At 57.0% G+C, this 21329-nt stretch carries 22 protein-coding genes and 1 tRNA gene; 16 read left to right on the forward strand and 7 right to left on the reverse strand.

All coding sequences use genetic code 11. The features are described from left to right. Positions 1–31: 31 nt before the first annotated feature. Complete coding sequence (locus AC07YV_RS08765) at positions 32–1060, forward strand: nucleoside hydrolase (RefSeq protein ID WP_102699305.1); 1029 nt, start codon at positions 32–34, stop codon at positions 1058–1060. Positions 1061–1093: 33 nt separating this feature from the next. Here AC07YV_RS08765 and AC07YV_RS08770 read toward each other — a convergent pair whose 3' ends face one another. Beyond that, complete coding sequence (locus AC07YV_RS08770) at positions 1094–1306, reverse strand: hypothetical protein (RefSeq protein WP_102699306.1); 213 nt, start codon at positions 1304–1306, stop codon at positions 1094–1096. Between the two features lie 134 nt (positions 1307–1440). Here AC07YV_RS08770 and AC07YV_RS08775 point away from each other — a divergent pair, with 134 nt between their 5' ends. Together AC07YV_RS08775 and AC07YV_RS08780 are read left to right on the forward strand one after the other, a co-directional pair. Continuing rightward, a complete protein-coding gene (locus AC07YV_RS08775; protein ID WP_102699307.1) occupies positions 1441–1746 on the forward strand; it encodes a hypothetical protein in 306 nt (101 codons plus the stop codon). A gap of 165 nt (positions 1747–1911) precedes the next feature. Further along, a complete protein-coding gene (locus AC07YV_RS08780; protein WP_102699308.1) occupies positions 1912–2232 on the forward strand; it encodes an I78 family peptidase inhibitor in 321 nt (106 codons plus the stop codon). Positions 2233–2302: 70 nt separating this feature from the next. Here the strand turns inward: AC07YV_RS08780 and AC07YV_RS08785 are convergent, their stop codons facing one another. Both AC07YV_RS08785 and AC07YV_RS08790 read right to left on the reverse strand, forming a co-directional pair. Then, positions 2303–2515 (reverse strand): cold-shock protein, encoded by a 213-nt coding sequence (locus AC07YV_RS08785; RefSeq protein WP_003179963.1) that lies wholly within the window; start codon positions 2513–2515, stop codon positions 2303–2305. A gap of 292 nt (positions 2516–2807) precedes the next feature. After that, positions 2808–3110 (reverse strand): hypothetical protein, encoded by a 303-nt coding sequence (locus AC07YV_RS08790; protein WP_102699309.1) that lies wholly within the window; start codon positions 3108–3110, stop codon positions 2808–2810. Between the two features lie 375 nt (positions 3111–3485). On the opposite strand from AC07YV_RS08790, the gene thrS reads away from it, so the two are divergent. From thrS to AC07YV_RS08835, 9 genes are all read left to right on the forward strand, one after another. Next, positions 3486–5408 carry a threonine--tRNA ligase gene (thrS, locus tag AC07YV_RS08795; RefSeq protein ID WP_007975710.1) on the forward strand — a complete coding sequence of 641 codons (1923 nt, stop codon included), beginning with the start codon at positions 3486–3488 and terminating at the stop codon, positions 5406–5408. Further along, a complete protein-coding gene (infC, locus tag AC07YV_RS08800) occupies positions 5408–5959 on the forward strand; it encodes a translation initiation factor IF-3 (RefSeq protein ID WP_172435703.1) in 552 nt (183 codons plus the stop codon). The genes thrS and infC overlap by 1 nt, the downstream gene beginning before the upstream one ends. A 60-nt stretch (positions 5960–6019) precedes the next feature. Beyond that, entirely contained in the window at positions 6020–6214 is a 195-nt protein-coding gene (gene rpmI / locus AC07YV_RS08805) for a 50S ribosomal protein L35 (protein ID WP_002553160.1), read from the forward strand. 28 nt (positions 6215–6242) lie between these two features. Then, positions 6243–6599, forward strand: a complete 357-nt coding sequence (gene rplT, locus AC07YV_RS08810) for a 50S ribosomal protein L20 (RefSeq protein ID WP_007905879.1) — start codon at positions 6243–6245, stop codon at positions 6597–6599. A gap of 109 nt (positions 6600–6708) precedes the next feature. Continuing rightward, a complete protein-coding gene (gene pheS, locus AC07YV_RS08815; RefSeq protein WP_007975711.1) occupies positions 6709–7725 on the forward strand; it encodes a phenylalanine--tRNA ligase subunit alpha in 1017 nt (338 codons plus the stop codon). Between the two features lie 26 nt (positions 7726–7751). Beyond that, a complete protein-coding gene (gene pheT / locus AC07YV_RS08820) occupies positions 7752–10130 on the forward strand; it encodes a phenylalanine--tRNA ligase subunit beta (protein ID WP_102699310.1) in 2379 nt (792 codons plus the stop codon). Positions 10131–10133: 3 nt separating this feature from the next. After that, the gene (ihfA, locus tag AC07YV_RS08825; protein WP_002553164.1) at positions 10134–10436 is read left to right on the forward strand and encodes an integration host factor subunit alpha; all 303 of its coding nucleotides are present in this window, start codon (positions 10134–10136) and stop codon (positions 10434–10436) included. Then, a complete protein-coding gene (locus tag AC07YV_RS08830) occupies positions 10417–10773 on the forward strand; it encodes a MerR family transcriptional regulator (protein ID WP_003179985.1) in 357 nt (118 codons plus the stop codon). Before ihfA ends, AC07YV_RS08830 begins: the two co-directional genes overlap by 20 nt. Before the next feature lie 89 nt (positions 10774–10862). Beyond that, a tRNA-Pro gene (locus AC07YV_RS08835) sits at positions 10863–10939 on the forward strand. A gap of 842 nt (positions 10940–11781) precedes the next feature. Here the strand turns inward: AC07YV_RS08835 and AC07YV_RS08840 are convergent. The 3 genes from AC07YV_RS08840 to AC07YV_RS08850 form a co-directional block, all read right to left on the reverse strand. Further along, a complete protein-coding gene (locus tag AC07YV_RS08840; RefSeq protein ID WP_102699312.1) occupies positions 11782–13257 on the reverse strand; it encodes a DUF1254 domain-containing protein in 1476 nt (491 codons plus the stop codon). Between the two features lie 201 nt (positions 13258–13458). Further along, entirely contained in the window at positions 13459–13917 is a 459-nt protein-coding gene (locus tag AC07YV_RS08845) for a DUF6130 family protein (RefSeq protein WP_102699321.1), read from the reverse strand. Positions 13918–14302: 385 nt separating this feature from the next. Continuing rightward, positions 14303–14644, reverse strand: a complete 342-nt coding sequence (locus tag AC07YV_RS08850) for a hypothetical protein (RefSeq protein WP_102699313.1) — start codon at positions 14642–14644, stop codon at positions 14303–14305. A 258-nt stretch (positions 14645–14902) separates the two neighbouring features. On the opposite strand from AC07YV_RS08850, the gene AC07YV_RS08855 reads away from it, so the two are divergent. Together AC07YV_RS08855 and AC07YV_RS08860 are read left to right on the forward strand one after the other, a co-directional pair. Continuing rightward, a complete protein-coding gene (locus AC07YV_RS08855; RefSeq protein WP_102699314.1) occupies positions 14903–15424 on the forward strand; it encodes a DUF3016 domain-containing protein in 522 nt (173 codons plus the stop codon). Between the two features lie 349 nt (positions 15425–15773). Continuing rightward, a complete protein-coding gene (locus AC07YV_RS08860; protein ID WP_102699322.1) occupies positions 15774–15962 on the forward strand; it encodes a hypothetical protein in 189 nt (62 codons plus the stop codon). A 57-nt stretch (positions 15963–16019) separates the two neighbouring features. On the opposite strand, the gene AC07YV_RS08865 is transcribed toward AC07YV_RS08860, so the two are convergent. After that, a complete protein-coding gene (locus AC07YV_RS08865; RefSeq protein WP_102699315.1) occupies positions 16020–17411 on the reverse strand; it encodes an aldehyde dehydrogenase family protein in 1392 nt (463 codons plus the stop codon). A gap of 100 nt (positions 17412–17511) precedes the next feature. Between AC07YV_RS08865 and ptrR the strand changes: the two genes are divergently transcribed. Together ptrR and AC07YV_RS08875 are read left to right on the forward strand one after the other, a co-directional pair. Beyond that, positions 17512–18390, forward strand: coding sequence for a putrescine utilization regulator PtrR (gene ptrR, locus AC07YV_RS08870; RefSeq protein WP_007980886.1), 879 nt, complete (start codon positions 17512–17514; stop codon positions 18388–18390). Between the two features lie 77 nt (positions 18391–18467). Beyond that, complete coding sequence (locus tag AC07YV_RS08875; RefSeq protein ID WP_102699316.1) at positions 18468–20672, forward strand: OsmC domain/YcaO domain-containing protein; 2205 nt, start codon at positions 18468–18470, stop codon at positions 20670–20672. The last annotated feature ends 657 nt before the right edge of the window (positions 20673–21329 follow it).

Consider the following 21329-nt stretch of genomic DNA (forward strand, 5'->3'; position numbering starts at 1 on the left):
GTTTTGATTTCCCATGCACAAGGAGTGCGCCATGTATCGTTATGCCCAGAAACTGCACCAACTGCTCCGGAGTCTGCTGCTTTTGTCCCTGATTACCGCAACGAACGCCCAGGCGGCACAAAAAATCGACTTGATCATCGACACCGATCCGGGGGCTGACGACGTCGTTGCCCTGTTGTTCGCCCTGGCGTCGCCGGACGAGCTGAATGTCCGGGCGCTGACCACCGTTGCGGGAAACGTTCGCCTCGACAAGACCTCGCGCAATGCGCGACTGGCCCGGGAGTGGGCGGGGCGTGAAGAAGTACCGGTCTATGCGGGCGCGCCGAAGCCCCTGATGCGCACACCCATCTATGCCGAGGATATTCATGGCAAGGAAGGGTTGTCCGGCATTGCCGTGCATGAGCCCAAACAAGGCCTGGCCAAGGGCAGTGCCATCACTTATCTGATCGACACCCTGAAATCCGCCGAGCCCCACAGCATTACCATCGCCATGCTTGGCCCGCAGACCAACCTGGCCCTGGCGCTGATCCAGGAGCCGGGTATCGTCCAGGGCATCAAGGAGGTGGTGGTCATGGGCGGTGCGCACTTCAATGGCGGCAACATCACGCCGGTGGCCGAATTCAACCTGTTCGCCGATCCGCAAGCCGCCGAAGTGGTGCTCAAGAGTGGCGTGAAGCTGACCTACCTGCCGCTGGATGTGACCCACAAGATCCTGACCAGCGAAGCGCGTCTGCAACAGATTGCTGCGCTGAACAACAATGCCAGCCGTTTGGTGGGCGACATTCTCAATGAATACATCAAAGGTGACATGGAACACTACGGCATTTCGGGCGGCCCGGTGCATGACGCCACGGTGGTCGCTTACCTGCTCAAGCCGCAATTGTTCAGCGGCCGCTCGGTCAACGTAGTGGTCGACAGCCGCGAGGGACCGACTTTCGGGCAAACCATCGTTGACTGGTATGACGGCCTGAAAGCGCCGAAGAATGCGTTCTGGGTTGAAAGCGGCGATGCCCAGGGCTTCTTCGATCTGCTGACCGAGCGCCTGGCCCGTCTGAAGTAAGTGTCATGCCCCGCAGGTGCCTGCCTGCGGGGTTCACTCCCGTCCGCTGACCGTTTCGGACTTCTGGTCCGACAGATGCTTCTCGAAAATCTGCTCGATGAACGATTGGGCGGCTTCGGTTCCCAGGTCCCTGACCAGCAGGTCGATACCGATAATGGCAAGCTCTTCCGTGCTGCTTGGACTGTAGGAGCTGTGGCCGTCCTGCCACTTGGCCTTGATGTCGGCGTCGATGCTTACGGTGGTCATGATGGCACTCGTGAAGTCGGGGGGAAGTCTGAGTGCCGAGTTAACCATTTTGCGGGGCTTTTGACACGTCGACTTAGGCATGAAAGAAGGGCTATGCGACACTTGGTCTCTGTCGAATTTTCAAGGAGCACGCTGTGCAGATCGATTTGAACTCCCCGGATGGCTTGACCCTCGAGTCGGTGCGTCAGTTGCTGGCCGGCGCCAGTGACGATGAGCACACCCAGTTGCGGGTCACCAAGGGAGGCATTGCCTATATCTCCTCGGGTGTCGTGGGCGGTACCGATATCGACGGCTTGTTGTTCCGGCTCGAAACCTGGGCCAAGGGCTCCGGTTATGTCGGACGGGTCGCGGCCAGCGATGAAGTCTGGGTCATGCAGATCTTCAATGCCTTGAAAGAGAACTGGCCCAATCCGCCTTACGACTACATCGACGTCTATTGAGCGTTGTTCATATTCAGTCACGATTCAGTGATTAAGGGGAGGGCGGCGCTCAGGCAGAATCGCGGCTCGTCCGGATTGCGGGCAGGGTGCTGGCACTGCCTGTGAAACCAAACGCCAGTCTGGTTGTCGCACGATCTCAGCTCAATCATTGAATAAGGAGGCTTCATGCCTTGGAAGCTCGCGTCATTGGGTACTTTGCTGGCCGTTGCCACGCTGGCCGGTTGCAGCACTGCCTCTACGGAGTCGGCAAACGCGGATGTGGCGACGACTGACACGGGTCACAGCCGCTGTGAAGCAAAGGCTGCCGAATTCACCATCGGCAAACAGGCATCGCCGCAGCTGCTTGAGCAGGCGCGTACCCGCGCAGGGGCGCAAAGCGCGCGGTTCCTGCTGCCAACCGATATGGTGACGCTGGAGTACCGTTCCGATCGCCTGAACCTGAACACCGATGCCGCCAGGGTGGTCACCCGGGTCAACTGCGGCTGATCCCCAGGCTTTTGTTTCACCCATAAAAAACCCCGTCACATGGACGGGGTTTTTTTAGTGCGCCTGGAAATTACTCTGGGCGAACTTGAGCAGCTTGCATACCCTTTTGGCCTTTCTCAGCCACGAAGGAAACAGTCTGGCCTTCTTTCAGGCTTTTGAAACCGTCGCTTTCGATAGCTTTGAAGTGTACGAACAGGTCGTCACCGCCACCTTGAGGAGTGATGAAGCCGAAGCCTTTTTCATCGTTGAACCATTTAACGGTGCCGGTTTGGCGATTAGACATGGTGTATCTCCAAGAAACATATATTTTCAGTAGTACTGTGCTGCTCAGGCCAACTGGGCACACCCGAGTATCATAGTCGAAATGTTCGGTTTGGGACCCCCCCGGACGCGCTGTTTGCCAGCCAGTCGTATTTTCTTTGTGCCCTTTAGCGGCTGAAAGCCCCGTACTATAAGGCTTTCGGCCGAAAGTTGAGGCGATAAAAAAAGCTGAAAAACCTGAATAAATTGTACGAAAGGACCTGTTTCAGCCGCTTTTTAACAGTATTTCAGGGGCTGAAAGCGCGGGGACGGGCTTATTTCTGCTCTTTTTTGGTGGCCTTGCAGGCTGCAATTTTGTTCAGTGCCTGTTGCTTCAATGTGTCGCTGGCCGTGTTGTTCATCAGGGCCTGAATATCGGCGGCAGGGTACGATTTGATGGCATCGGCACCGCAGGCGCAGTGGGATTTCGCTGCTGGCGTACCAATCTTCTCGGCAGCGGCAGGAACGCACTGAGCCATGTATTTCTCTCGTTCGCCTTTCGGCCATTCTGCATGGGCGGCCAGTGGCAGCAGGAGAACGACGGGGGCGACTACGGCGAACAAACGATTCAGACGCATGCTGAGATACTCCTTGTGGGTCAGATATCTTGATATCTGAGGGCGATAGTGCACATCAAGTTCAGCACTCTGGCATAAAAACAGCCAATTTACCCTGCAGCAAAACCTGTGCACGGTGGCAACCGTTCATCTGTGCTAGCATGCCCCGCTCGGGCGTTTGCAGGCTCCGACGGACCTTCAGTCCCGGTGGCGGCAGACGCACGATTAACCCTGATTTGAATCCCAGTCACTCTGGTTCGGTTTTCCGGTTGGCCGCAAGGCTCCTGCCGCTGTAAGGCAGGCGTTCGTCATTGAATGGCCTGGACCGGATCTTGTACTGGCTCATCCCAACCCACGTGACCTTTGGTAGGGGTCACCACTAGGAGAGGAGGCGCCATGCCAACTATTACTCTTCCCGACGGCAGTCAACGTTCATTCGATCACCCGGTTTCCGTAGCCGAGGTCGCCGCATCCATCGGTGCTGGCCTGGCCAAGGCCACCGTTGCGGGCAAGGTCGATGGCAAGCTGGTCGACGCCAGCGACATCATCGACAGCGACGCGTCGCTGCAAATCATCACGCCAAAGGATGAAGAGGGGCTGGAGATCATTCGCCACTCTTGCGCCCACCTGGTTGGCCATGCGGTCAAGCAGTTGTACCCGACCGCCAAGATGGTCATCGGTCCGGTCATCGACGAAGGTTTCTATTACGACATCGCCTTCGAGCGTCCTTTCACTCCGGACGACCTGGCGGCCATCGAACAGCGCATGCAGCAGCTGATCGAGAAAGATTACGACGTGATCAAGAAAGTCACTCCGCGCGCCGAAGTGATCGAAGTGTTCAAGGCCCGTGGCGAAGACTACAAGTTGCGCCTGGTCGAGGACATGCCGAACGAACAGGCCATGGGCCTGTACTATCACGAAGAATACGTCGACATGTGCCGCGGTCCGCACGTGCCGAACACCCGCTTCCTGAAATCCTTCAAGCTGACCAAGCTGTCCGGCGCCTACTGGCGTGGCGATGCCAAGAACGAGCAATTGCAGCGCGTCTACGGCACCGCATGGGCAGACAAGAAGCAACTGGCGGCTTACATCCAGCGCATCGAAGAAGCCGAAAAACGCGACCACCGCAAGATCGGCAAGCGCCTGGGCCTGTTCCACACCCAGGAAGAGTCGCCGGGCATGGTGTTCTGGCACCCGAACGGCTGGACTTTGTACCAGGTGCTCGAGCAGTACATGCGCAAGGTTCAGCGCGACAACGGCTATCTCGAAATCAAGACGCCGCAAGTCGTTGACCGCAGCCTGTGGGAGAAATCCGGGCACTGGGCCAACTACGCCGACAACATGTTCACCACCCAGTCGGAAAACCGCGACTACGCGATCAAGCCAATGAACTGCCCTTGCCACGTGCAGGTGTTCAACCAGGGCCTGAAGAGCTACCGCGAGCTGCCGATGCGCCTGGCCGAATTCGGTGCATGCCACCGTAACGAGCCATCGGGTGCCTTGCACGGCATCATGCGTGTGCGCGCGTTCACCCAGGACGACGCCCACATCTTCTGCACCGAAGAGCAGATGCAGGCCGAGTCCGCCGCGTTCATCAAGCTGACCATGGACGTCTACGCCGATTTCGGCTTTAAAGATGTCGAGATGAAGCTGTCCACTCGTCCGGAAAAACGCGTCGGTTCCGACGAGCTTTGGGATCGCGCCGAAGCGGCACTGGCCGCAGCCCTTGATAGCGCGGGCCTGCCGTACGATCTGCAGCCGGGCGAGGGTGCGTTCTACGGTCCGAAGATCGAGTTCTCGTTGAAAGATTGCCTCGGTCGCGTCTGGCAATGTGGTACCCTGCAGCTCGATTTTAACCTGCCTGTGCGTCTGGGAGCCGAATACGTCTCCGAAGACAACAGTCGCAAGCACCCGGTGATGTTGCACCGGGCGATCCTGGGGTCCTTCGAGCGGTTCGTCGGAATCCTGATCGAGCACTACGAGGGCGCGTTCCCTGCGTGGCTGGCTCCGACCCAGGCAGTGGTGATGAATATCACTGATAAACAGGCTGATTTTGCCGCCGAAGTGGAAAAAACTCTCAACGAAAGCGGGTTTCGTGCCAAGTCTGACTTGAGAAATGAAAAGATCGGCTTTAAAATCCGCGAGCATACTTTGCTCAAGGTTCCTTATCTCTTGGTTATCGGAGATCGGGAAGTCGAGATGCAGACTGTCGCTGTGCGTACTCGTGAAGGTGCTGACCTGGGCTCGATGCCCGTCGCCCAGTTCGCTGAGTTCCTCGCCCAAGCGGTTTCCCGGCGTGGTCGCCAAGATTCGGAGTAATTATTATTAAGCGTGAAATGAGACAAGATAAACGAACTGCACCGAAAGCCCCGATCAACGAGAATATCTCGGCACGCGAGGTTCGGTTAATTGGGGCTGAAGGTGAACAGCTCGGGATTGTGTCAATCGAAGACGCGCTTCTTAAGGCTGAAGAGGCCAAGCTGGATCTGGTGGAGATTTCCGCCGATGCAGTACCACCTGTTTGCAAACTGATGGACTACGGCAAATCGATCTTCGAAAAGAAGAAGCAGATTGCTGCGGCCAAGAAAAACCAGAAGCAGATTCAGGTTAAAGAAATCAAGTTTCGTCCAGGGACGGAGGAAGGGGATTACCAGGTAAAACTGCGCAACCTGGTACGTTTCCTGAGTGACGGGGACAGGGCCAAGGTATCCTTGCGATTCCGCGGCCGTGAGATGGCCCACCAGGAGCTGGGGATGGAACTCCTCAAGCGAGTTGAAGGTGACTTGCTCGAGTACGGTTCGGTCGAACAGCATCCTAAGATGGAAGGACGCCAGCTGATCATGGTCATCGCCCCGAAAAAGAAGAAGTAATCAACAGGGCACGGCAGGCCTTCTGATTATGTTTATCAACTGAATGCGGAGTATCCGAACATGCCAAAAATGAAGACCAAAAGTGGTGCTGCTAAGCGGTTTCTGAAAACTGCTAACGGTATCAAGCACAAGCACGCTTTCAAGAGCCACATCCTGACCAAAATGTCGACCAAGCGTAAGCGTCAACTGCGCGGTAGCAGCTTGCTGCATCCGTCTGACGTGGCAAAAGTCGAGCGCATGCTGCGCCTTCGTTAATTTTAGTCAAGAATAGAGGAAGTAACTCATGGCTCGTGTAAAGCGTGGCGTCATTGCCCGTAAGCGTCACAAAAAAATTCTGAAACTTGCTAAAGGCTACTACGGCGCACGCTCCCGCGTATTCCGTGTTGCCAAGCAAGCGGTAATCAAGGCAGGCCAATACGCCTACCGTGACCGTCGTCAGAAAAAACGTCAGTTCCGCGCTCTGTGGATCGCTCGTATCAACGCTGGTGCTCGTATCAACGGTCTGTCCTACAGCCGTTTCATCGCTGGCCTGAAAAAAGCGTCCATCGAGATCGACCGTAAGGTTCTGGCTGATCTGGCAGTGAACGAAAAAGCGGCGTTTGCTGCGATTGTCGAGAAAGCTAAAGCCACCTTGGCTTAAGTACCCCCGACAGTCACCCGGCCTCGCATCTGTGGGGTCAGGTGTTAAACGTCATAAATAGGGGAAGAGCCTTCAAGCTCTTCCCCTATTTTGTATCTGGAGTCTGTACATGGAAAACCTGGATGCGCTCGTCTCTCAAGCACTAGAGGCTGTGCAAAGCGCTGAAGATATCAATGCCCTGGAGCAAATCCGGGTTCACTACCTTGGCAAGAAGGGTGAATTGACTCAGGTGATGAAGACCCTGGGGAATTTGCCGGCAGAAGAGCGTCCGCAGGTCGGTGCGCTGATCAACGTTGCCAAGGAGCGTGTCACAGAGGTCCTTAATGCGCGCAAGGCATTGTTTGAAGAAGCCGATCTGGCTGCCAAACTCTCTGCCGAGTCCATTGACGTGACCCTGCCTGGCCGTGGTCAGACCTCCGGTGGTCTGCATCCGGTTACCCGCACTCTGGAACGCGTCGAACAGTTCTTCACCCGTATCGGCTACGGCATCGCCGAAGGCCCAGAGGTCGAAGACGACTATCACAACTTCGAAGCGCTCAACATCCCAGGCCATCACCCGGCCCGGTCGATGCATGACACCTTCTATTTCAATGCGAACATGCTGTTGCGCACCCATACCTCGCCGGTACAGGTCCGCACCATGGAGTCCAAGCAGCCGCCGATCCGCATCGTCTGCCCGGGCCGCGTCTACCGCAGCGACTCCGATATCACCCACTCGCCGATGTTCCACCAGGTCGAAGGCCTGCTGATCGATCGCGACATCAATTTCGCCGACCTCAAAGGCACCATCGAAGAGTTCCTGCGGGTGTTCTTCGAAAAGGAACTGGCGGTGCGTTTCCGTCCTTCGTACTTCCCGTTCACCGAGCCATCCGCTGAAGTCGACATGGAATGCGTGATGTGCAGCGGTAAAGGCTGCCGCGTCTGCAAGCAGACCGGCTGGCTGGAAGTGATGGGCTGCGGCATGGTTCACCCGAACGTGCTGCGCATGTCCGGTATCGACCCGGAAGAGTTCTCGGGCTTTGCCTTCGGCATGGGCGTTGAGCGTCTGGCCATGCTGCGTTACGGCGTGAACGACTTGCGTCTGTTCTTCGACAACGACTTGCGGTTCCTCGCGCAATTTCGCTAGTCGTAACGAATTCTTAGGAGAGCAGGATGAAATTCAGTGAACAATGGCTGCGTGGCTGGGTTAGCCCGCAGGTAAGTCGCGACGAGCTGGTTGCTCGTCTGTCGATGGCCGGTCTTGAGGTCGATAGCGTTACGCCGGCCGCCGGTGTTTTCAGTGGCGTGGTGGTTGGCGAGGTGCTGAGCACCGAGCAGCACCCGGACGCCGACAAGCTGCGCGTATGCCAGGTCAGCAACGGTTCGGAAACCTTCCAGGTGGTTTGCGGTGCGCCCAACGTGCGCCCGGGCCTGAAGATTCCTTTCGCCATGATCGGCGCAGAGTTGCCAGGTGACTTCAAGATCAAGAAGGCCAAGCTGCGTGGCGTTGAATCCAACGGCATGCTGTGCTCGCAATCCGAGCTGCAGGTCGGTGAAGGTAACGACGGTCTGATGGAGCTGCCGGCCGATGCGCCGGTGGGCAAGGATTTCCGTGTTTACCTGGACCTGGAAGACGCCAGCATCGAGGTCGACCTGACCCCGAACCGTGGCGACTGCCTGTCCCTGGCCGGCCTGGCCCGTGAAGTCGGCGCGCTGTATGCCGCTCCGGTCACCCGTCCGGTAGTGGCTTCGGTTCCTGCCGCCCACGACGAAGTGCGTTCGGTAGAAGTGCTGGCGCCTGCCGCGTGCCCGCGTTATCTGGGTCGTGTGATCCGTAACGTCGACCTGTCCAGGCCTACGCCACTGTGGATGGTAGAGCGCCTGCGTCGCGCCGACGTGCGCAGCATCGATGCTGCCGTCGACATCACCAACTACGTGATGCTGGAGCTGGGTCAGCCACTGCACGCCTTCGATCTCGCCGAAATCAACGGCGGCATCCGTGTGCGCATGGCCGAAGACGGCGAGAAGCTGGTGCTGCTCGACGGTCAGGAAGTCAGCCTGCGTAGCGATACGCTGGTGATTGCCGACCACTCCCGCGCACTGGCAATCGCCGGCGTCATGGGTGGCGAGCACAGCGGTGTGTCCGCGACCACCCGTGACGTGTTCCTGGAAAGCGCTTTCTTCGACCAGATCGCCGTGGCAGGCAAGGCCCGTTCCTATGGCCTGCACACTGATGCATCCCATCGCTATGAGCGTGGCGTGGACTGGCAACTGGCCCGCGAAGCCATGGAGCGCGCGACTGGCCTGCTGCTGGAAATCACCGGTGGTGAAGCGGGTCCGATCATCGAGACCGTCAGCGAACAGCACCTGCCGAACATTGCTCCGGTCACCCTGCGTGCCCAGCGCATTACCCAGATGCTGGGCATGGAAATGGATTCGGCTGAAGTGGAGCGTCTGCTCAATGCCCTGGGCCTGACCATTACTGCCGACGGGGCAGGGCAGTGGCGTGTAGAAGTGCCAAGCCATCGCTTCGATATCAGCCTGGAAGTCGACCTGATCGAAGAGCTGGCACGCCTGTACGGCTACAACCGTTTGCCGGTTCGCTATCCGCAAGCGCGTCTGGCGCCGCAAGCCAAGGCCGAAGCCCGTAGCGACCTGCCTGAACTGCGCCGCTTGCTGGTTGCCCGTGGGTATCAGGAAGCAATTACCTACAGCTTCATCGATCCGAAACAGTTCGAACTGTTTAATCCGGGTGTTGAGCCGTTGCTGCTCGCCAATCCGATCTCCAACGACATGGCCGCCATGCGTTCGTCCTTGTGGCCGGGTCTGGTCAAGGCGCTTCAGCACAACCTGAACCGTCAGCAGGATCGCGTACGCCTGTTCGAAAGCGGCCTGCGTTTCGTTGGTCAGCTCGAAGGTTTGAAGCAAGAGCCGATGCTCGCCGGTGTGGTTTGCGGCAGTCGCTTGCCGGAAGGCTGGGCGCAGGGTCGCGATACCGTTGACTTCTTCGACGTCAAGGCTGACGTGGAAGCGGTGCTGGGCTTCGCCGGTGCCCTGGATGCGTTCACTTTCGTGCCAGGCAAGCACCCGGCATTGCACCCGGGCCAAACCGCACGCATCGAACGCGATGGTCGTCTGGTCGGCTTCATTGGCGCGATCCACCCCGAATTGTCGAAAACCCTCGGTCTCGACCGTCCGGTCTTCGTCTTCGAGCTGGTTCTGGCGGAAGTCGCGTCGGGCAAAATGCCTGAATTCCACGAGTTATCGCGCTTTCCTGAAGTGCGTCGTGACCTTGCACTGATTGCGCACAAAGATGTTGCAGCCACGGCTGTACTGGACGTAATCCGTGAAAATGCAGGCGAATGGCTGACAGACCTCAGGCTATTTGACGTGTATCAGGGTAAAGGCATTGATCCTGATAGAAAAAGCCTCGCAGTCGGCTTGACCTGGCAGCATCCATCGCGCACTCTTAATGACGATGAGGTGAATACCGCAACGCAAAACATCCTCACCTCGCTCGAACAAAGGTTGAACGCCACGTTAAGGAAGTGACGTATGGGGGCTCTGACGAAAGCTGAGATGGCGGAACGTCTGTATGAAGAGCTGGGCCTGAATAAACGGGAGGCCAAGGAATTGGTCGAACTGTTTTTTGAAGAAATCAGGCACGCTCTTGAAGACAACGAACAAGTCAAATTGTCCGGTTTCGGCAATTTCGACCTTCGGGACAAACGCCAGCGGCCTGGCCGCAATCCGAAAACGGGGGAAGAAATCCCGATCACGGCTCGCCGTGTGGTCACCTTTCGTCCAGGGCAGAAGTTGAAGGCCCGAGTTGAGGCTTATGCTGGAACCAAGTCATAACGACGAGCTCCCCGTCATCCCGGGCAAACGCTACTTCACCATTGGTGAAGTCAGCGAGCTGTGTGCGGTAAAACCACACGTGCTGCGCTACTGGGAGCAGGAGTTTCCTCAGCTCAACCCTGTCAAACGCCGCGGAAACCGCCGGTATTATCAGCGCCAGGACGTGCTGATGATCCGGCAGATCCGCGCGCTTCTTTATGATCAGGGGTTCACCATCGGCGGAGCGCGCCTGCGTTTGTCCGGTGATGAAGCCAAAGACGACACCACCCAATACAAGCAAATGATCCGCCAGATGATCGCCGAGCTCGAAGATGTTCTGGTGGTACTCAAGAAATAAATTCCTGCTTTTAAATACTTCCAGTTTTCAAAAGCTTGCGATATATTCTTGAGCGTTCCTCGAGATGAGGAACGGGTAACACGCCTAGTCGGGGCGTAGCGCAGTCCGGTAGCGCACTAGCATGGGGTGCTAGGGGTCGAGTGTTCGAATCACTCCGTCCCGACCATATTTTTCAATGACTTAGCCCAATCTGAAAAGATTGGGCTTTTTCATGTCTGCGATTTTTACGCTCTACTAGTTAAATGGTAGTGAACTGAGACTTGCTAGCGTCTTGTCGGTTACCGGATAGCTATCAGTGCCAACGTAATTTGCCTCATCCTCCTGGTTCAGTTGACCCGCTCGGATGTGCCGTGGCTTTACGAACAATGCCATCCATAGAACGCGACTGGTTCTGCTCACGACTTGCTTTCGATGTAGGCGTCAGTGAAATAGAGCGGCCTGATCGGATGCGTCAAATCCAGGCTGACCACCATCCCCCCAGCCTGTCCCTCCAAGTCCCGCCAAGCCACCTATAGATACATTTTTGATGATTATTGATTTTCTAATCCCCCCTTCAGCCGTTTTAAATGCGCCTTGAGGAAGGTAAGCAAAGACATGTCCTGCCGTTCGCTTTGACGCAAGCTTCAAACGCCGCCAAATCCGCATCTGCAGAGTCTGCTCCTCCTCACTTGTGTGCTGTTTCCCCCACACCTTCAACCGGGACACACAGACGAAAGTTCACACGCCGCATTTCGGTTTTTCCAGGTTCGAGACTGGGTTAAACCGCAAAAAGAAGGGATGCCAGGATGCTGATAAAAATCGAAAAAGCGCGGACACCGCAAGACTGGAATGTCTGGATGAACGCGTGGTGCGTCAGGTTTCGCAGCTATGCCGAAGCCCTGGCGTTTGTGAACAGACTGGAAGGCAGGATAAATGCACCACACCCGTTGCCTGTCAGCGAAGACAGGCTTGTATTGGAACGGTAAACCCCGACAAATGCCGGGGGATCTGCGTGAGCTGGCGCGTGTTCTATTTCGATACCACGAGGCCTGCTGGCTTCCAGGTGCCTTCGCCGGCCGGCAGGACTGAAGGTGGCGTCTCCTTGGGCCAATAGAGGCGCATCACCAGGTAAATCGGGCCATCGGGCGCGGGCAGCCAGTTGCCTTCAAGCGCCTTGCCGGGCGAGGTGCGTTGGATGTAGAGGGTCAGCGATCCGTCGGCATTCTTCTTCATGCCGGGCAGCATGGGCGAGTTCAGTAGATAGCGGTCGATCGGGTTCTTGATAAGGAGCTGTGTTTTGCCGTCGTACATGGTCACCGACCAGAAGGCGTTCACTGGAGGCAATTGCCCCGCCGGGAAGGTGAGTGTGTAGTTATGCTTGCTGCCATCCAGTGGCTCGCCGGTCGCGGTTGTGCGGGTGATGGGGTAAGTGGCTTCGACGGCATCGTTGCCGTAAATACCGCCTTTGGCCGCGGCCGCGCGCTTCAACCAGTCGCCATTGTAGAAATGGCGGTCGCCAAAGTACGAACCGATGCCCCAGCCATTGACGTTCTTGAGTCCGCCGGACAACCACTTGTCCACCTTCTCGTCACCTTCCTTCATGCCCAGCAGGACAGCGGCCTTGTGTTCGAGCGAGAGGTCCTGGAGCTTGAAGCTCTTGCCCGGTCCAATGCCGATTTTCGCGATTCGCGCCCGAATTTCCCGGTCTTCCGGTGTTGGCGGTACATACTGGAGCGCGGCATCAAGGTATTCGAAGAAGTTCTCCTTGATCCCCTTAGTGGTGCTTGGAGGGAAATTGATAACCGGCGATGCAGGCGCCGCCGGTTGCTTCAAGAACGCCGACAGCGGCTGGGCTTTGTAGCCGGACTGCACCTTGACCACATTCGGCATGTCCTTGGGATTGAAGAGCTGGGTTCGGTAGCCTGCCACCGTGAAGGGCGTTGTCGAATAAAAGACTTTGCTGATGCCGGGTGGCGTGGAGCCCTTCCAGTCAGGCCCGACCACCATGTAGTTACCCGGGCCGTTCCCTGTGGTACGGCTGCCGATGTAGCCGTAGTTGTAAGTGTTGCCGTCGATCAGTTGCACCGAGTAATAACGCTTCTTTTCCACGGCGGGTACCGTGAGCACCATGGGCTCGGCGCGCAGATCCAGCCAGAGGAACGAATAGGGCGTATCGCTGTTGGGCGTGACGATGGCCGTATCCTGGTAAGTGAAGACACGGGGCTCGTTCTTGATCTGGTTGAAGGGGGCCTTGAACTGCGGGCCGCTTTTGTCCACGGCGTACTCATACATCACCGCATAGTTCATTACGATCGGCAGTCCGTAGATGAAGGCTTCCTCGGCGATGGCCTTCGTTTCCGTGAGGCTGGGCGCGGCGATGCCCTTGGCTGCATCGGCTTTCTCGGCCTGGGCCACGGGGTCGTTCTTGCTGGCACAGCCTGATACAAGCGCCACCGAAACGGCAGCGATGGCGATCCATTTCATGCATGAATATTCCGGTTTCATCCTTTGTCGCTCCTGACCAAGATCCTCTCTGCCCTGGATGTCTTGATCAGCGTTTGAAGACGCCGAGACTCCAGCTGGTTTACTGCCGAATCTGAGCGTAGGCCATTAAGCAAACCTCCGCTATTGACTGGGGGGGGGCAGCCAATATCGGAGGCAAACTTCTTCGATTGCGGCAAGCAGACAACTGAAGCGAAGTGGCGACTAATGAGCGGCGTCAGCGGGTTTCTTTTCCGGAACGATGAAACGCACTGTCGTACTGGTAAGGACTTTGTGAGTCGGGTCGGCCACTTCAAGAAGAACCTGGTGAGTGCCGGGGGGTAGTCCCACCAGGATAATCGGGTCTTCACTGGTGTGCGCCCATGTACCTTTCCAGTCGTCGACGGTCACGTGAAGGTGCCCGAGGCGGGGTGATACATCAGCCGCCGTTTTACCAAAGACCGGCATGATCCTCGCGTGCTCTGTGCGGTACTGGATAATGACGACTCCGCGGGCAAGGGGCTCGGCAAGCGGTGGCTCGGCAATGAGTCTGGGCGCCGTCTCGGATTCCAGGGGAAGTATTGCCGGTGGTTGGTAGGTGTCTGCCGCTCCTTCAGCGCGCGCGGCTGTGCAAAAGAACACCGCCAAAGCAAAGGCCAATGGATTTCTGAGAGACAGGGACATGGTGTTTTTCTCCCGGGTGATCTCATTCAAGCCTAGATCAAACCGAGCCCCAGTCATTGGGTGTTTCAGCCCAAAATGTAGGGTAAGCGAACCCCTAGTTGGGGAATTTTTCACGACTCGAAGAGACCGTTTCTGCGCAATCGCCGGGCCCGGGCTTGACCTGTGCCAAATGGCTTGGATTTTGCTCAGGTACTCATACTGAAGCATTCATTGAATGCGGTATCCGGAGATTCGAGCCATGTGGGCAAAAACTCTGCTTCTCGGCGTCATGTTTGGAATCGGGATCGTTACCAGCGGTTTGGCTACGAGCATGGTCCTGTTTTGGTGCGAGTTGTGTTAACCGATATCCCTTCTTCATGGTCCTGGTGACGGCGGTTGCGATGGCCTATGCCTGAATTCCCATCTCCCCCTGTGCGGCTTGTAACGCTCGCTCCTCGGTCAGCGGCATTAAAGTTGGCTGCGCGTTACTGGCGTGCGAGTAAAGAAAGTAGTGCCCTGAATCGTCCAACAATATCCGGTGCAGTTCTGATGGCCGAAAGTTGTTACCGATATGAATGCTTTCCTTGATGATCTCGAAAGACTTGATCCCATGCTGTCGCATTGCAGTTTCAAAGGCCTCGTAAAGACCTTCTCTGCGGCCTCGATTGTTTCGAGCATTGAGCTTGAAAAAAACCACCATCAGCACGGCATAGCTGATAAGGAGTATCACAAGGGCGCTAGGGCGCATGCGTGGAGCTCCATGTCCTCTCGATCGCTGTACCTTTCAGTGTAGGCGCGTTCCGGGTGAAATCTTCAGCTCATCCCAAGGTCATGGAGCGTGTTGCCGTTGAGTCAGGTCGCGCGCGTCAGGATCGCCTGCACACGGCCTATGACAGGCGCATCGACCATTAGGAGCTGGAAACACACGCAGCGGGCATGCACTTCAGGCGTAAACTGAACAGGGTGCCGCATGCATTGAAAATGCGTTGCACCCGGAGGTGATGCCATGCGCTCAATATCCGTTTGCACCTCGATCGCACTGCTGGCGCTGTTCATGGTGCCACTTGCCACCGCAGCGCCTTCGGTCGAAGTCGTCTTCAATAACCCCGAAAAATACAGCGATGCCAGCCTGGACAGTCCGGGCTATGAACGCGGGGCCGATCCTTATGTCATGAAAGAGCTGCGCAGCTACCTCCAGAAGCTTGGCGAGCGGTACCTGCCAGCCGACCAGCAGCTGCAAATTGAAATACGCAACATCGACCTGGCCGGTCGTTACGAACCCTGGAGGATAAATGCCTATGAGGTGCGCTTCATGCGCGACATTACCTGGCCGAGCATCGATCTACATTACGTACTCAAGCAAAATGGCCAGATCGTGAACCAGGCCGACGCCAGAGTCATGGATCAGCTCTACCTCCAGCGTCCGGGGCGTGCGAACAGGAGTGACAGGCTCTACTCCGAGAAGGCGATGCTCTCGGACTGGTTCCAGAGACAATTCGCCGGGCAACATCAGAGCGGGTTGAAATGAACCACCCTGTACTCTGAATCAGTCGTCCGGCTTGGGGAACATGGACCAGAAAGTAAAAAGCCCGGCGTCGGGCCGGGCTTTCTGTAGAGGGGCCAAATCCCTTTGGCTGACCGTATTGTGCGAGATAGGTGTGACGAAAGTGTGACATCTGAATACGAAATGCCGTGGCGTAACCGTTGGGCAAAGTGCTACTGGAGTACGACACGACATCAAAACTTTCGATACTCTCTGCTCAGTACTCCACAATGGTTTTGGGGCAATCGAATGGCGGTCAGTAACGCGCCACTGAATGACTTGAGCATTCGCCCAGGTGGGATTTGTCTTTAATCCGGTCCGAGGTTTGATCGAGATGGCTCATTCACTTAAGTACCAAATAGGCGAATCCGTCCGCACTATCGAGGCCGAGGTGGGGAAGCTGCTCGATCTGGCTGCAACGCTCAGAGAAACAGGGGATGAAGAAATGGCTGCAGCTGTCTCGACCCAGGCGAACAAGCTGCTTGAAGCAGCAGTGGCGCTGAGGATCGCGATGTCAGGCTGACTGCCTGCGCTACGTTCGTTGAGCCAGATTGAGCCAGTTCGAAGCACTGCATTGCCCTTAACGCCGATCCAGCCAAACCGTCTGGGCATTGCAGAATTCGCGCACTCCGAAATGCGAGAGTTCCCGGCCAAAGCCACTCTTCTTCACGCCACCAAAACTGACGCGCGGATCGCTGGCGCTATAGCCGTTGATGAACACGCCGCCGGTTTCAAGTTCGCCAGCCATCTGCCGGGCGAGTTCGTCATTGCGCGTATAAATAGTGGCGGTGAGGCCGAACTCGCTGTCATTGGCCAGCGCCAGCGCATGGGCGGCGTCTCGGGCCGTGATGATTGAAGCCACGGGACCAAACAGTTCCTGTCTGAAGGATGTCATCTGATCGGTCACGTCGCCCAGTACAGTGGGTTCGTAGTAGTTGCCGGTGCCTTCGACCTTCTTTCCACCCAGCAGCAAGGTCGCGCCTTCTTCCAGTGTGTCGCGCACCTGTTGGTCCAGTTCGTCGCGCAGATCGAAGCGCGCCATCGGGCCGATGTAAGTGGTGGAGGCGAGTGGATCACCGACGACCAGTCGTTGGGTGGCCTCGACGAACTTGCGGGTAAATTCCTCGGCAATGCCCTGCTCGACAATCAGGCGTTTGGCAGCGGCGCAGACTTGTCCGGTGTTTTGATAGCGCCCGATCACGGCGGCTTTGACCGCCTCATCGAGGTCCGCGTCGTCGAGCACGATAAACGGGTCGGAGCCGCCGAGTTCCAATACGCATTTCTTCAGCGCGGCTCCGGCCTGGGCACCGATGGCCATGCCCGCACGCACGCTGCCGGTGAGGGTGACGGCCGCGATGCGTGGATCGGCGATTGCCTTGGATACACCGTCCGGGGTGACGTTGATGACCTCGAAGACACCTTCAGGAAAATCCGCCAGCTTGAAGGCTTCCAGCAGCAGGTAGGCGCTGCCCATGACGTTTGGCGCGTGCTTGAGCACGAAGGTATTGCCGGCGAGCAGGGTAGGGACCGCGCCGCGCAGCACTTGCCAGATGGGGAAGTTCCACGGCATCACGGCGAGTATCGGGCCGAGCGGGCGATATTCAATGCGTGCCTTGCCGCCTTCGACCAGGGTTGGTTCTGCGCTGAGCATGGCGGGACCCTGTTCGGCGTACCACTCGCAGAGCTGCGCGCATTTTTCAATTTCGCCACGGGCCTGACTAATCGGCTTGCCCATTTCCAGGGTGATCATGTTGGCCATGGCCTCTGCATTGTTGCGCAAGGCCTGGCCGAGGCTGATCAAAAGCTGCGCGCGTTGCTCTACCGGTTTGCCGCGCCAGGCTCGAAACCCGGTAGTGGCCCGCGCCAGCGCGGCCTGTAGTGCCGAATCGGATTCGAAAGGGTACTGGCCGATCTGCTCGCCCGTGGTCGGGTTGATCGAAATGGCATGGGTAAGGCTGGATACGTGGGTCATGGCACCGTCCTGCTAGGTAGGAATGTGCTCAGGTTATGGGGGTATATGTTTTATGGAAACTGAATAATACTGAGCATAACGTTCACGTTTGGAGAATGACTTGGATCTGGTCCAGCTCGAAATTTTCAAGGCTGTCGCCGAGCACGGCAGCATCAGCGTGGCCGCCCAGCATATCCACCGGGTGCCATCGAATCTCACGACCCGAATCAAGCAGCTTGAGCAGGACCTGGGTGTGGATCTGTTTATCCGCGAGAAGAGTCGCCTGCGCTTGTCGCCGGCCGGTTGGAGCTTCCTGGATTATGCTCGACGCATTCTCGACCTGGTTCAGGAGGCGCGGGCCACCGTAGCGGGTGAAGAACCGCAAGGCGCCTTCGCCCTGGGTTCGTTGGAAAGCACTGCAGCGGTACGAATTCCAGAGCTATTGGCTGCCTATAACCAGAAACACGCGAAGGTCGAACTGGACCTGTCCACCGGTCCCTCCGGGACCATGATCGACGGGGTGTTGTCGGGGCGGCTGGCCGCGGCATTTGTCGATGGGCCGGTGTTGCATCCGGCGCTGGAAGGCGTACCGGCATTCGAGGAGGAGATGGTCTTGATCGCACCGCTCAATCATGAGCCGATTCATCGGGCCAAGGATGTGAATGGCGAAAACATCTATGCCTTCCGCTCCAACTGCTCCTATCGCCATCATTTCGAAAGCTGGTTTGCCAATGGCGCGGCGGTGCCCGGCAAGATATTCGAAATGGAGTCCTATCACGGCATGCTGGCCTGCGTCAGCGCCGGGGCCGGCCTGGCGCTGATGCCACGCAGCATGCTCGAAAGCATGCCTGGGTGTACGACGGTCAGCGTCTGGCCGTTGTCGGAGTCGTTCCGCTATCTGCGTACCTGGTTGGTGTGGCGCCGGGGGACGGTGTCGCAGAGCCTCACGATGTTTGTGCGCCTGCTGGAGGAGCGTGGTGTCGCGTTGATCGATAAATAGTGGAAAGTTAACGGTCAGCGCTGAAAAACCGGATAATGGCGGCCAAATCGTTTAGCTCGTTATTCTGGTAATCGCACATGGAAATCAAGGTCAACTTTCTCGACAACCTTCGACTTGAGGCCAAGTTCGACGACTTCACGGTGATCGCCGATCAACCCATTCGCTACAAGGGTGATGGCTCGGCGCCGGGGCCGTTCGATTATTTCCTGGCTTCGTCGGCGTTGTGTGCGGCGTACTTCGTGAAGTTGTATTGCGAGACTCGCAATATCCCCACCGAAAATATCCGCCTGTCGCAGAACAACATCGTTGACCCGGAAAACCGCTACAACCAGATTTTCAAGATTCAGGTCGAATTGCCGGCGGACATCTCCGCCAAGGACCGCCAGGGGATCTTGCGCTCCATTGACCGTTGCACGGTAAAGAAGGTGGTGCAAACCGGGCCCGAGTTCGTGATTGAAGAGGTCGAAAACCTCGACGCCGACGCCCAGGCGCTGCTGATGCCGCACTCGACCTCCGAGGCGGGCACCTACATTGCGGGCAAGGACCTGCCGCTGGAGCAAACCATCGCCAACATGTCGGGCATCCTGGCCGACCTGGGCATGAAGATTGAAATCGCTTCGTGGCGCAACATCGTTCCCAATGTGTGGTCGCTGCACATTCGCGATGCGCACTCGCCGATGTGTTTTACCAATGGCAAAGGCGCGACCAAGGAAGGCGCGCTGGCATCGGCGCTGGGCGAGTTTATCGAGCGGCTCAACTGCAACTTCTTCTATAACGATCAGTTCTGGGGGGAGGACATCGCCAATGCGGCGTTTGTGCATTACCCGGACGAGCGCTGGTTCAAGCCGGGCCCGAAGGACGAGCTGCCGAGCGAAATCCTCGACGAGTATTGCTTGAAGGTCTACGACCGGGATGGCGAGTTGCGTGGCTCGCATCTGTACGACACCAACTCCGGCAACACCCAGCGCGGTATTTGTTCGCTACCGTTCGTGCGCCAGTCGGACAATGAGGTGGTGTACTTCCCGTCCAACCTGATCGAAAACCTGTTCCTGAGCAATGGCATGAGCGCCGGCAACACGCTGGCCGAAGCCCAGGTGCAGTGCCTGTCGGAAATCTTCGAACGCGCGGTCAAGCGCGAAATCCTTGAAGGCGAAATGGCCCTGCCGGATGTGCCGCAGGAGGTGTTGGCGAAGTACCCGGGCATCCAGGCCGGTATCCAGGCTCTGGAAGAGCAGGGCTTCCCGGTGCTGGTCAAGGATGCGTCGCTGGGCGGGGAGTTCCCGGTGATGTGCGTCACCTTGATGAACCCGCGTACCGGTGGCGTGTTTGCCTCGTTCGGCGCGCACCCAAGCCTGGAAGTGGCGCTGGAACGCAGCCTGACGGAACTGCTGCAAGGCCGCAGTTTCGAAGGCCTGAACGATCTGCCGCAGCCGACCTTCGAAGGTCAGGCGGTGACTGAGCCGAATAATTTCGTGGAGCACTTTATCGATTCCAGCGGTGTGGTCTCGTGGCGCTTCTTCAGTGCCAAGCCGGACTTCGAATTCGTTGAGTGGGATTTCTCCGGTCAAGGCGAAAACTCCAATGCCGAAGAGGCCGCGACCTTGTTCGGCATTCTCGAAGACATGGGCAAAGAAGTGTACATGGCGGTCTATGAGCATATCGGCGCCAAGGCCTGCCGCATTCTGGTGCCGGATTACTCGGAAATTTATCCGGTCGAAGATTTGATCTGGGATAACACCAACAAGGCACTGCAGTTCCGCGCCGACATCTTGAATCTGCACAGCCTGAGCAAAGTCGGCCTGCGATCGCTGGCCCAAGGGCTGGAAAGCAGCGAGCTGGATGATTACACCGACATCACCACCTTGATCGGCATCGAGTTCGACGACAACACGCCTTGGGGCAAGTTGACGATCCTGGAGCTGAGGCTGCTGATTTATCTCGCCTTGCAGAAGTTTGATCAGGCCAAGGATCTGGTGGAAGCCTTCTTGCAATACAACGACAACACCGTCGAGCGCGGCCTGTTTTATCAAGCGGTGAACGTCGTGCTGGAAATGCAGCTGGACGATGATCTGGAACTGAGCGACTACGAGGTCAACTTCCGCCGGATGTTCGGTGACGAGCGGATGGACGCGGCGATAGGGTCGGTCAATGGCAGCGTACGTTTCTATGGTCTGACACCCACGAGCATGAAGCTGGAAGGCCTCGACAGGCACCTTCGTCTGATCGATAGCTATAAGAAGCTACATACGGCGCGGGCCGGGGTGGCGGCGTTATTCAGCTGAAAGCGCTAACAAAAGAGCACCTTGGGTGCTTTTTTGTTTTTTGGCGGCCAGCTAATCGTCCGTACGCGGTGGTCCCGCTTTTTGGCTATGACATGGGCTGTGGCTGCCTATGGGGAAGCTCTTCTATATAGAAGGGCGTTCTGACTCTTCCATATAGGCGTGCTTTGGGGTGTTTTACTGCTTTCTGCAGGTTATTGATAGAAAACCCGAATCAGTGCTTGACGGCAGATTATAGATGTCTATAATTCGCCCCACTTCCGGCGCAGTCGAAACGGAAAACTCCTTGATAAACAAAGGGTTATGCGGTTTTCGACAGCGGGTTGCTTCAGGTCATCGAAGCGCCAAGGAAGTTGAAAAAGAGGTGTTGACAGCAGCGAGTAACGCTGTAGAATTCGCCTCCCGCTGACGAGAGATCGAAAGCGCAAGTGGTTGAAGTTGTTAAGGATTCCTTGAAAACTTCTGAAAAATATCACTTGACAGCAAATGAGGCTGCTGTAGAATGCGCGCCTCGGTTGAGACGAAAGATCTTAACCAACCGCTCTTTAACAACTGAATCAAGCAATTCGTGTGGGTGCTTGTGGAGTCAGACTGCTAGTCAACAGATTATCAGCATCACAAGTTACTCCGCGAGAAATCAAAGATGTAACCAACGATTGC

The sequence above is a fragment of the Pseudomonas sp. GW456-E7 genome (assembly GCF_059424105.1).

What these genes read in the sequence shown, in the direction of transcription:
- thrS (WP_007975710.1), top strand. Translation starts at nt 3,486, where the DNA reads ATGCCAACTATTACTCTTCCCGACGGCAGTCAACGTTCATTCGATCAC.
- AC07YV_RS08860 (WP_102699322.1), top strand. Translation starts at nt 15,774, where the DNA reads ATGGCTCATTCACTTAAGTACCAAATAGGCGAATCCGTCCGCACTATC.
- AC07YV_RS08790 (WP_102699309.1), bottom strand. Translation starts at nt 3,110, where the DNA reads ATGCGTCTGAATCGTTTGTTCGCCGTAGTCGCCCCCGTCGTTCTCCTG.
- AC07YV_RS08840 (WP_102699312.1), bottom strand. Translation starts at nt 13,257, where the DNA reads ATGAAACCGGAATATTCATGCATGAAATGGATCGCCATCGCTGCCGTT.
- rplT (WP_007905879.1), top strand. Translation starts at nt 6,243, where the DNA reads ATGGCTCGTGTAAAGCGTGGCGTCATTGCCCGTAAGCGTCACAAAAAA.
- AC07YV_RS08785 (WP_003179963.1), bottom strand. Translation starts at nt 2,515, where the DNA reads ATGTCTAATCGCCAAACCGGCACCGTTAAATGGTTCAACGATGAAAAA.
- AC07YV_RS08770 (WP_102699306.1), bottom strand. Translation starts at nt 1,306, where the DNA reads ATGACCACCGTAAGCATCGACGCCGACATCAAGGCCAAGTGGCAGGAC.
- AC07YV_RS08875 (WP_102699316.1), top strand. Translation starts at nt 18,468, where the DNA reads ATGGAAATCAAGGTCAACTTTCTCGACAACCTTCGACTTGAGGCCAAG.
- AC07YV_RS08765 (WP_102699305.1), top strand. Translation starts at nt 32, where the DNA reads ATGTATCGTTATGCCCAGAAACTGCACCAACTGCTCCGGAGTCTGCTG.
- AC07YV_RS08780 (WP_102699308.1), top strand. Translation starts at nt 1,912, where the DNA reads ATGCCTTGGAAGCTCGCGTCATTGGGTACTTTGCTGGCCGTTGCCACG.
- AC07YV_RS08845 (WP_102699321.1), bottom strand. Translation starts at nt 13,917, where the DNA reads ATGTCCCTGTCTCTCAGAAATCCATTGGCCTTTGCTTTGGCGGTGTTC.
- pheT (WP_102699310.1), top strand. Translation starts at nt 7,752, where the DNA reads ATGAAATTCAGTGAACAATGGCTGCGTGGCTGGGTTAGCCCGCAGGTA.
- AC07YV_RS08830 (WP_003179985.1), top strand. Translation starts at nt 10,417, where the DNA reads ATGCTGGAACCAAGTCATAACGACGAGCTCCCCGTCATCCCGGGCAAA.
- pheS (WP_007975711.1), top strand. Translation starts at nt 6,709, where the DNA reads ATGGAAAACCTGGATGCGCTCGTCTCTCAAGCACTAGAGGCTGTGCAA.
- AC07YV_RS08865 (WP_102699315.1), bottom strand. Translation starts at nt 17,411, where the DNA reads ATGACCCACGTATCCAGCCTTACCCATGCCATTTCGATCAACCCGACC.
- rpmI (WP_002553160.1), top strand. Translation starts at nt 6,020, where the DNA reads ATGCCAAAAATGAAGACCAAAAGTGGTGCTGCTAAGCGGTTTCTGAAA.
- AC07YV_RS08855 (WP_102699314.1), top strand. Translation starts at nt 14,903, where the DNA reads ATGCGCTCAATATCCGTTTGCACCTCGATCGCACTGCTGGCGCTGTTC.
- AC07YV_RS08850 (WP_102699313.1), bottom strand. Translation starts at nt 14,644, where the DNA reads ATGCGCCCTAGCGCCCTTGTGATACTCCTTATCAGCTATGCCGTGCTG.
- ihfA (WP_002553164.1), top strand. Translation starts at nt 10,134, where the DNA reads ATGGGGGCTCTGACGAAAGCTGAGATGGCGGAACGTCTGTATGAAGAG.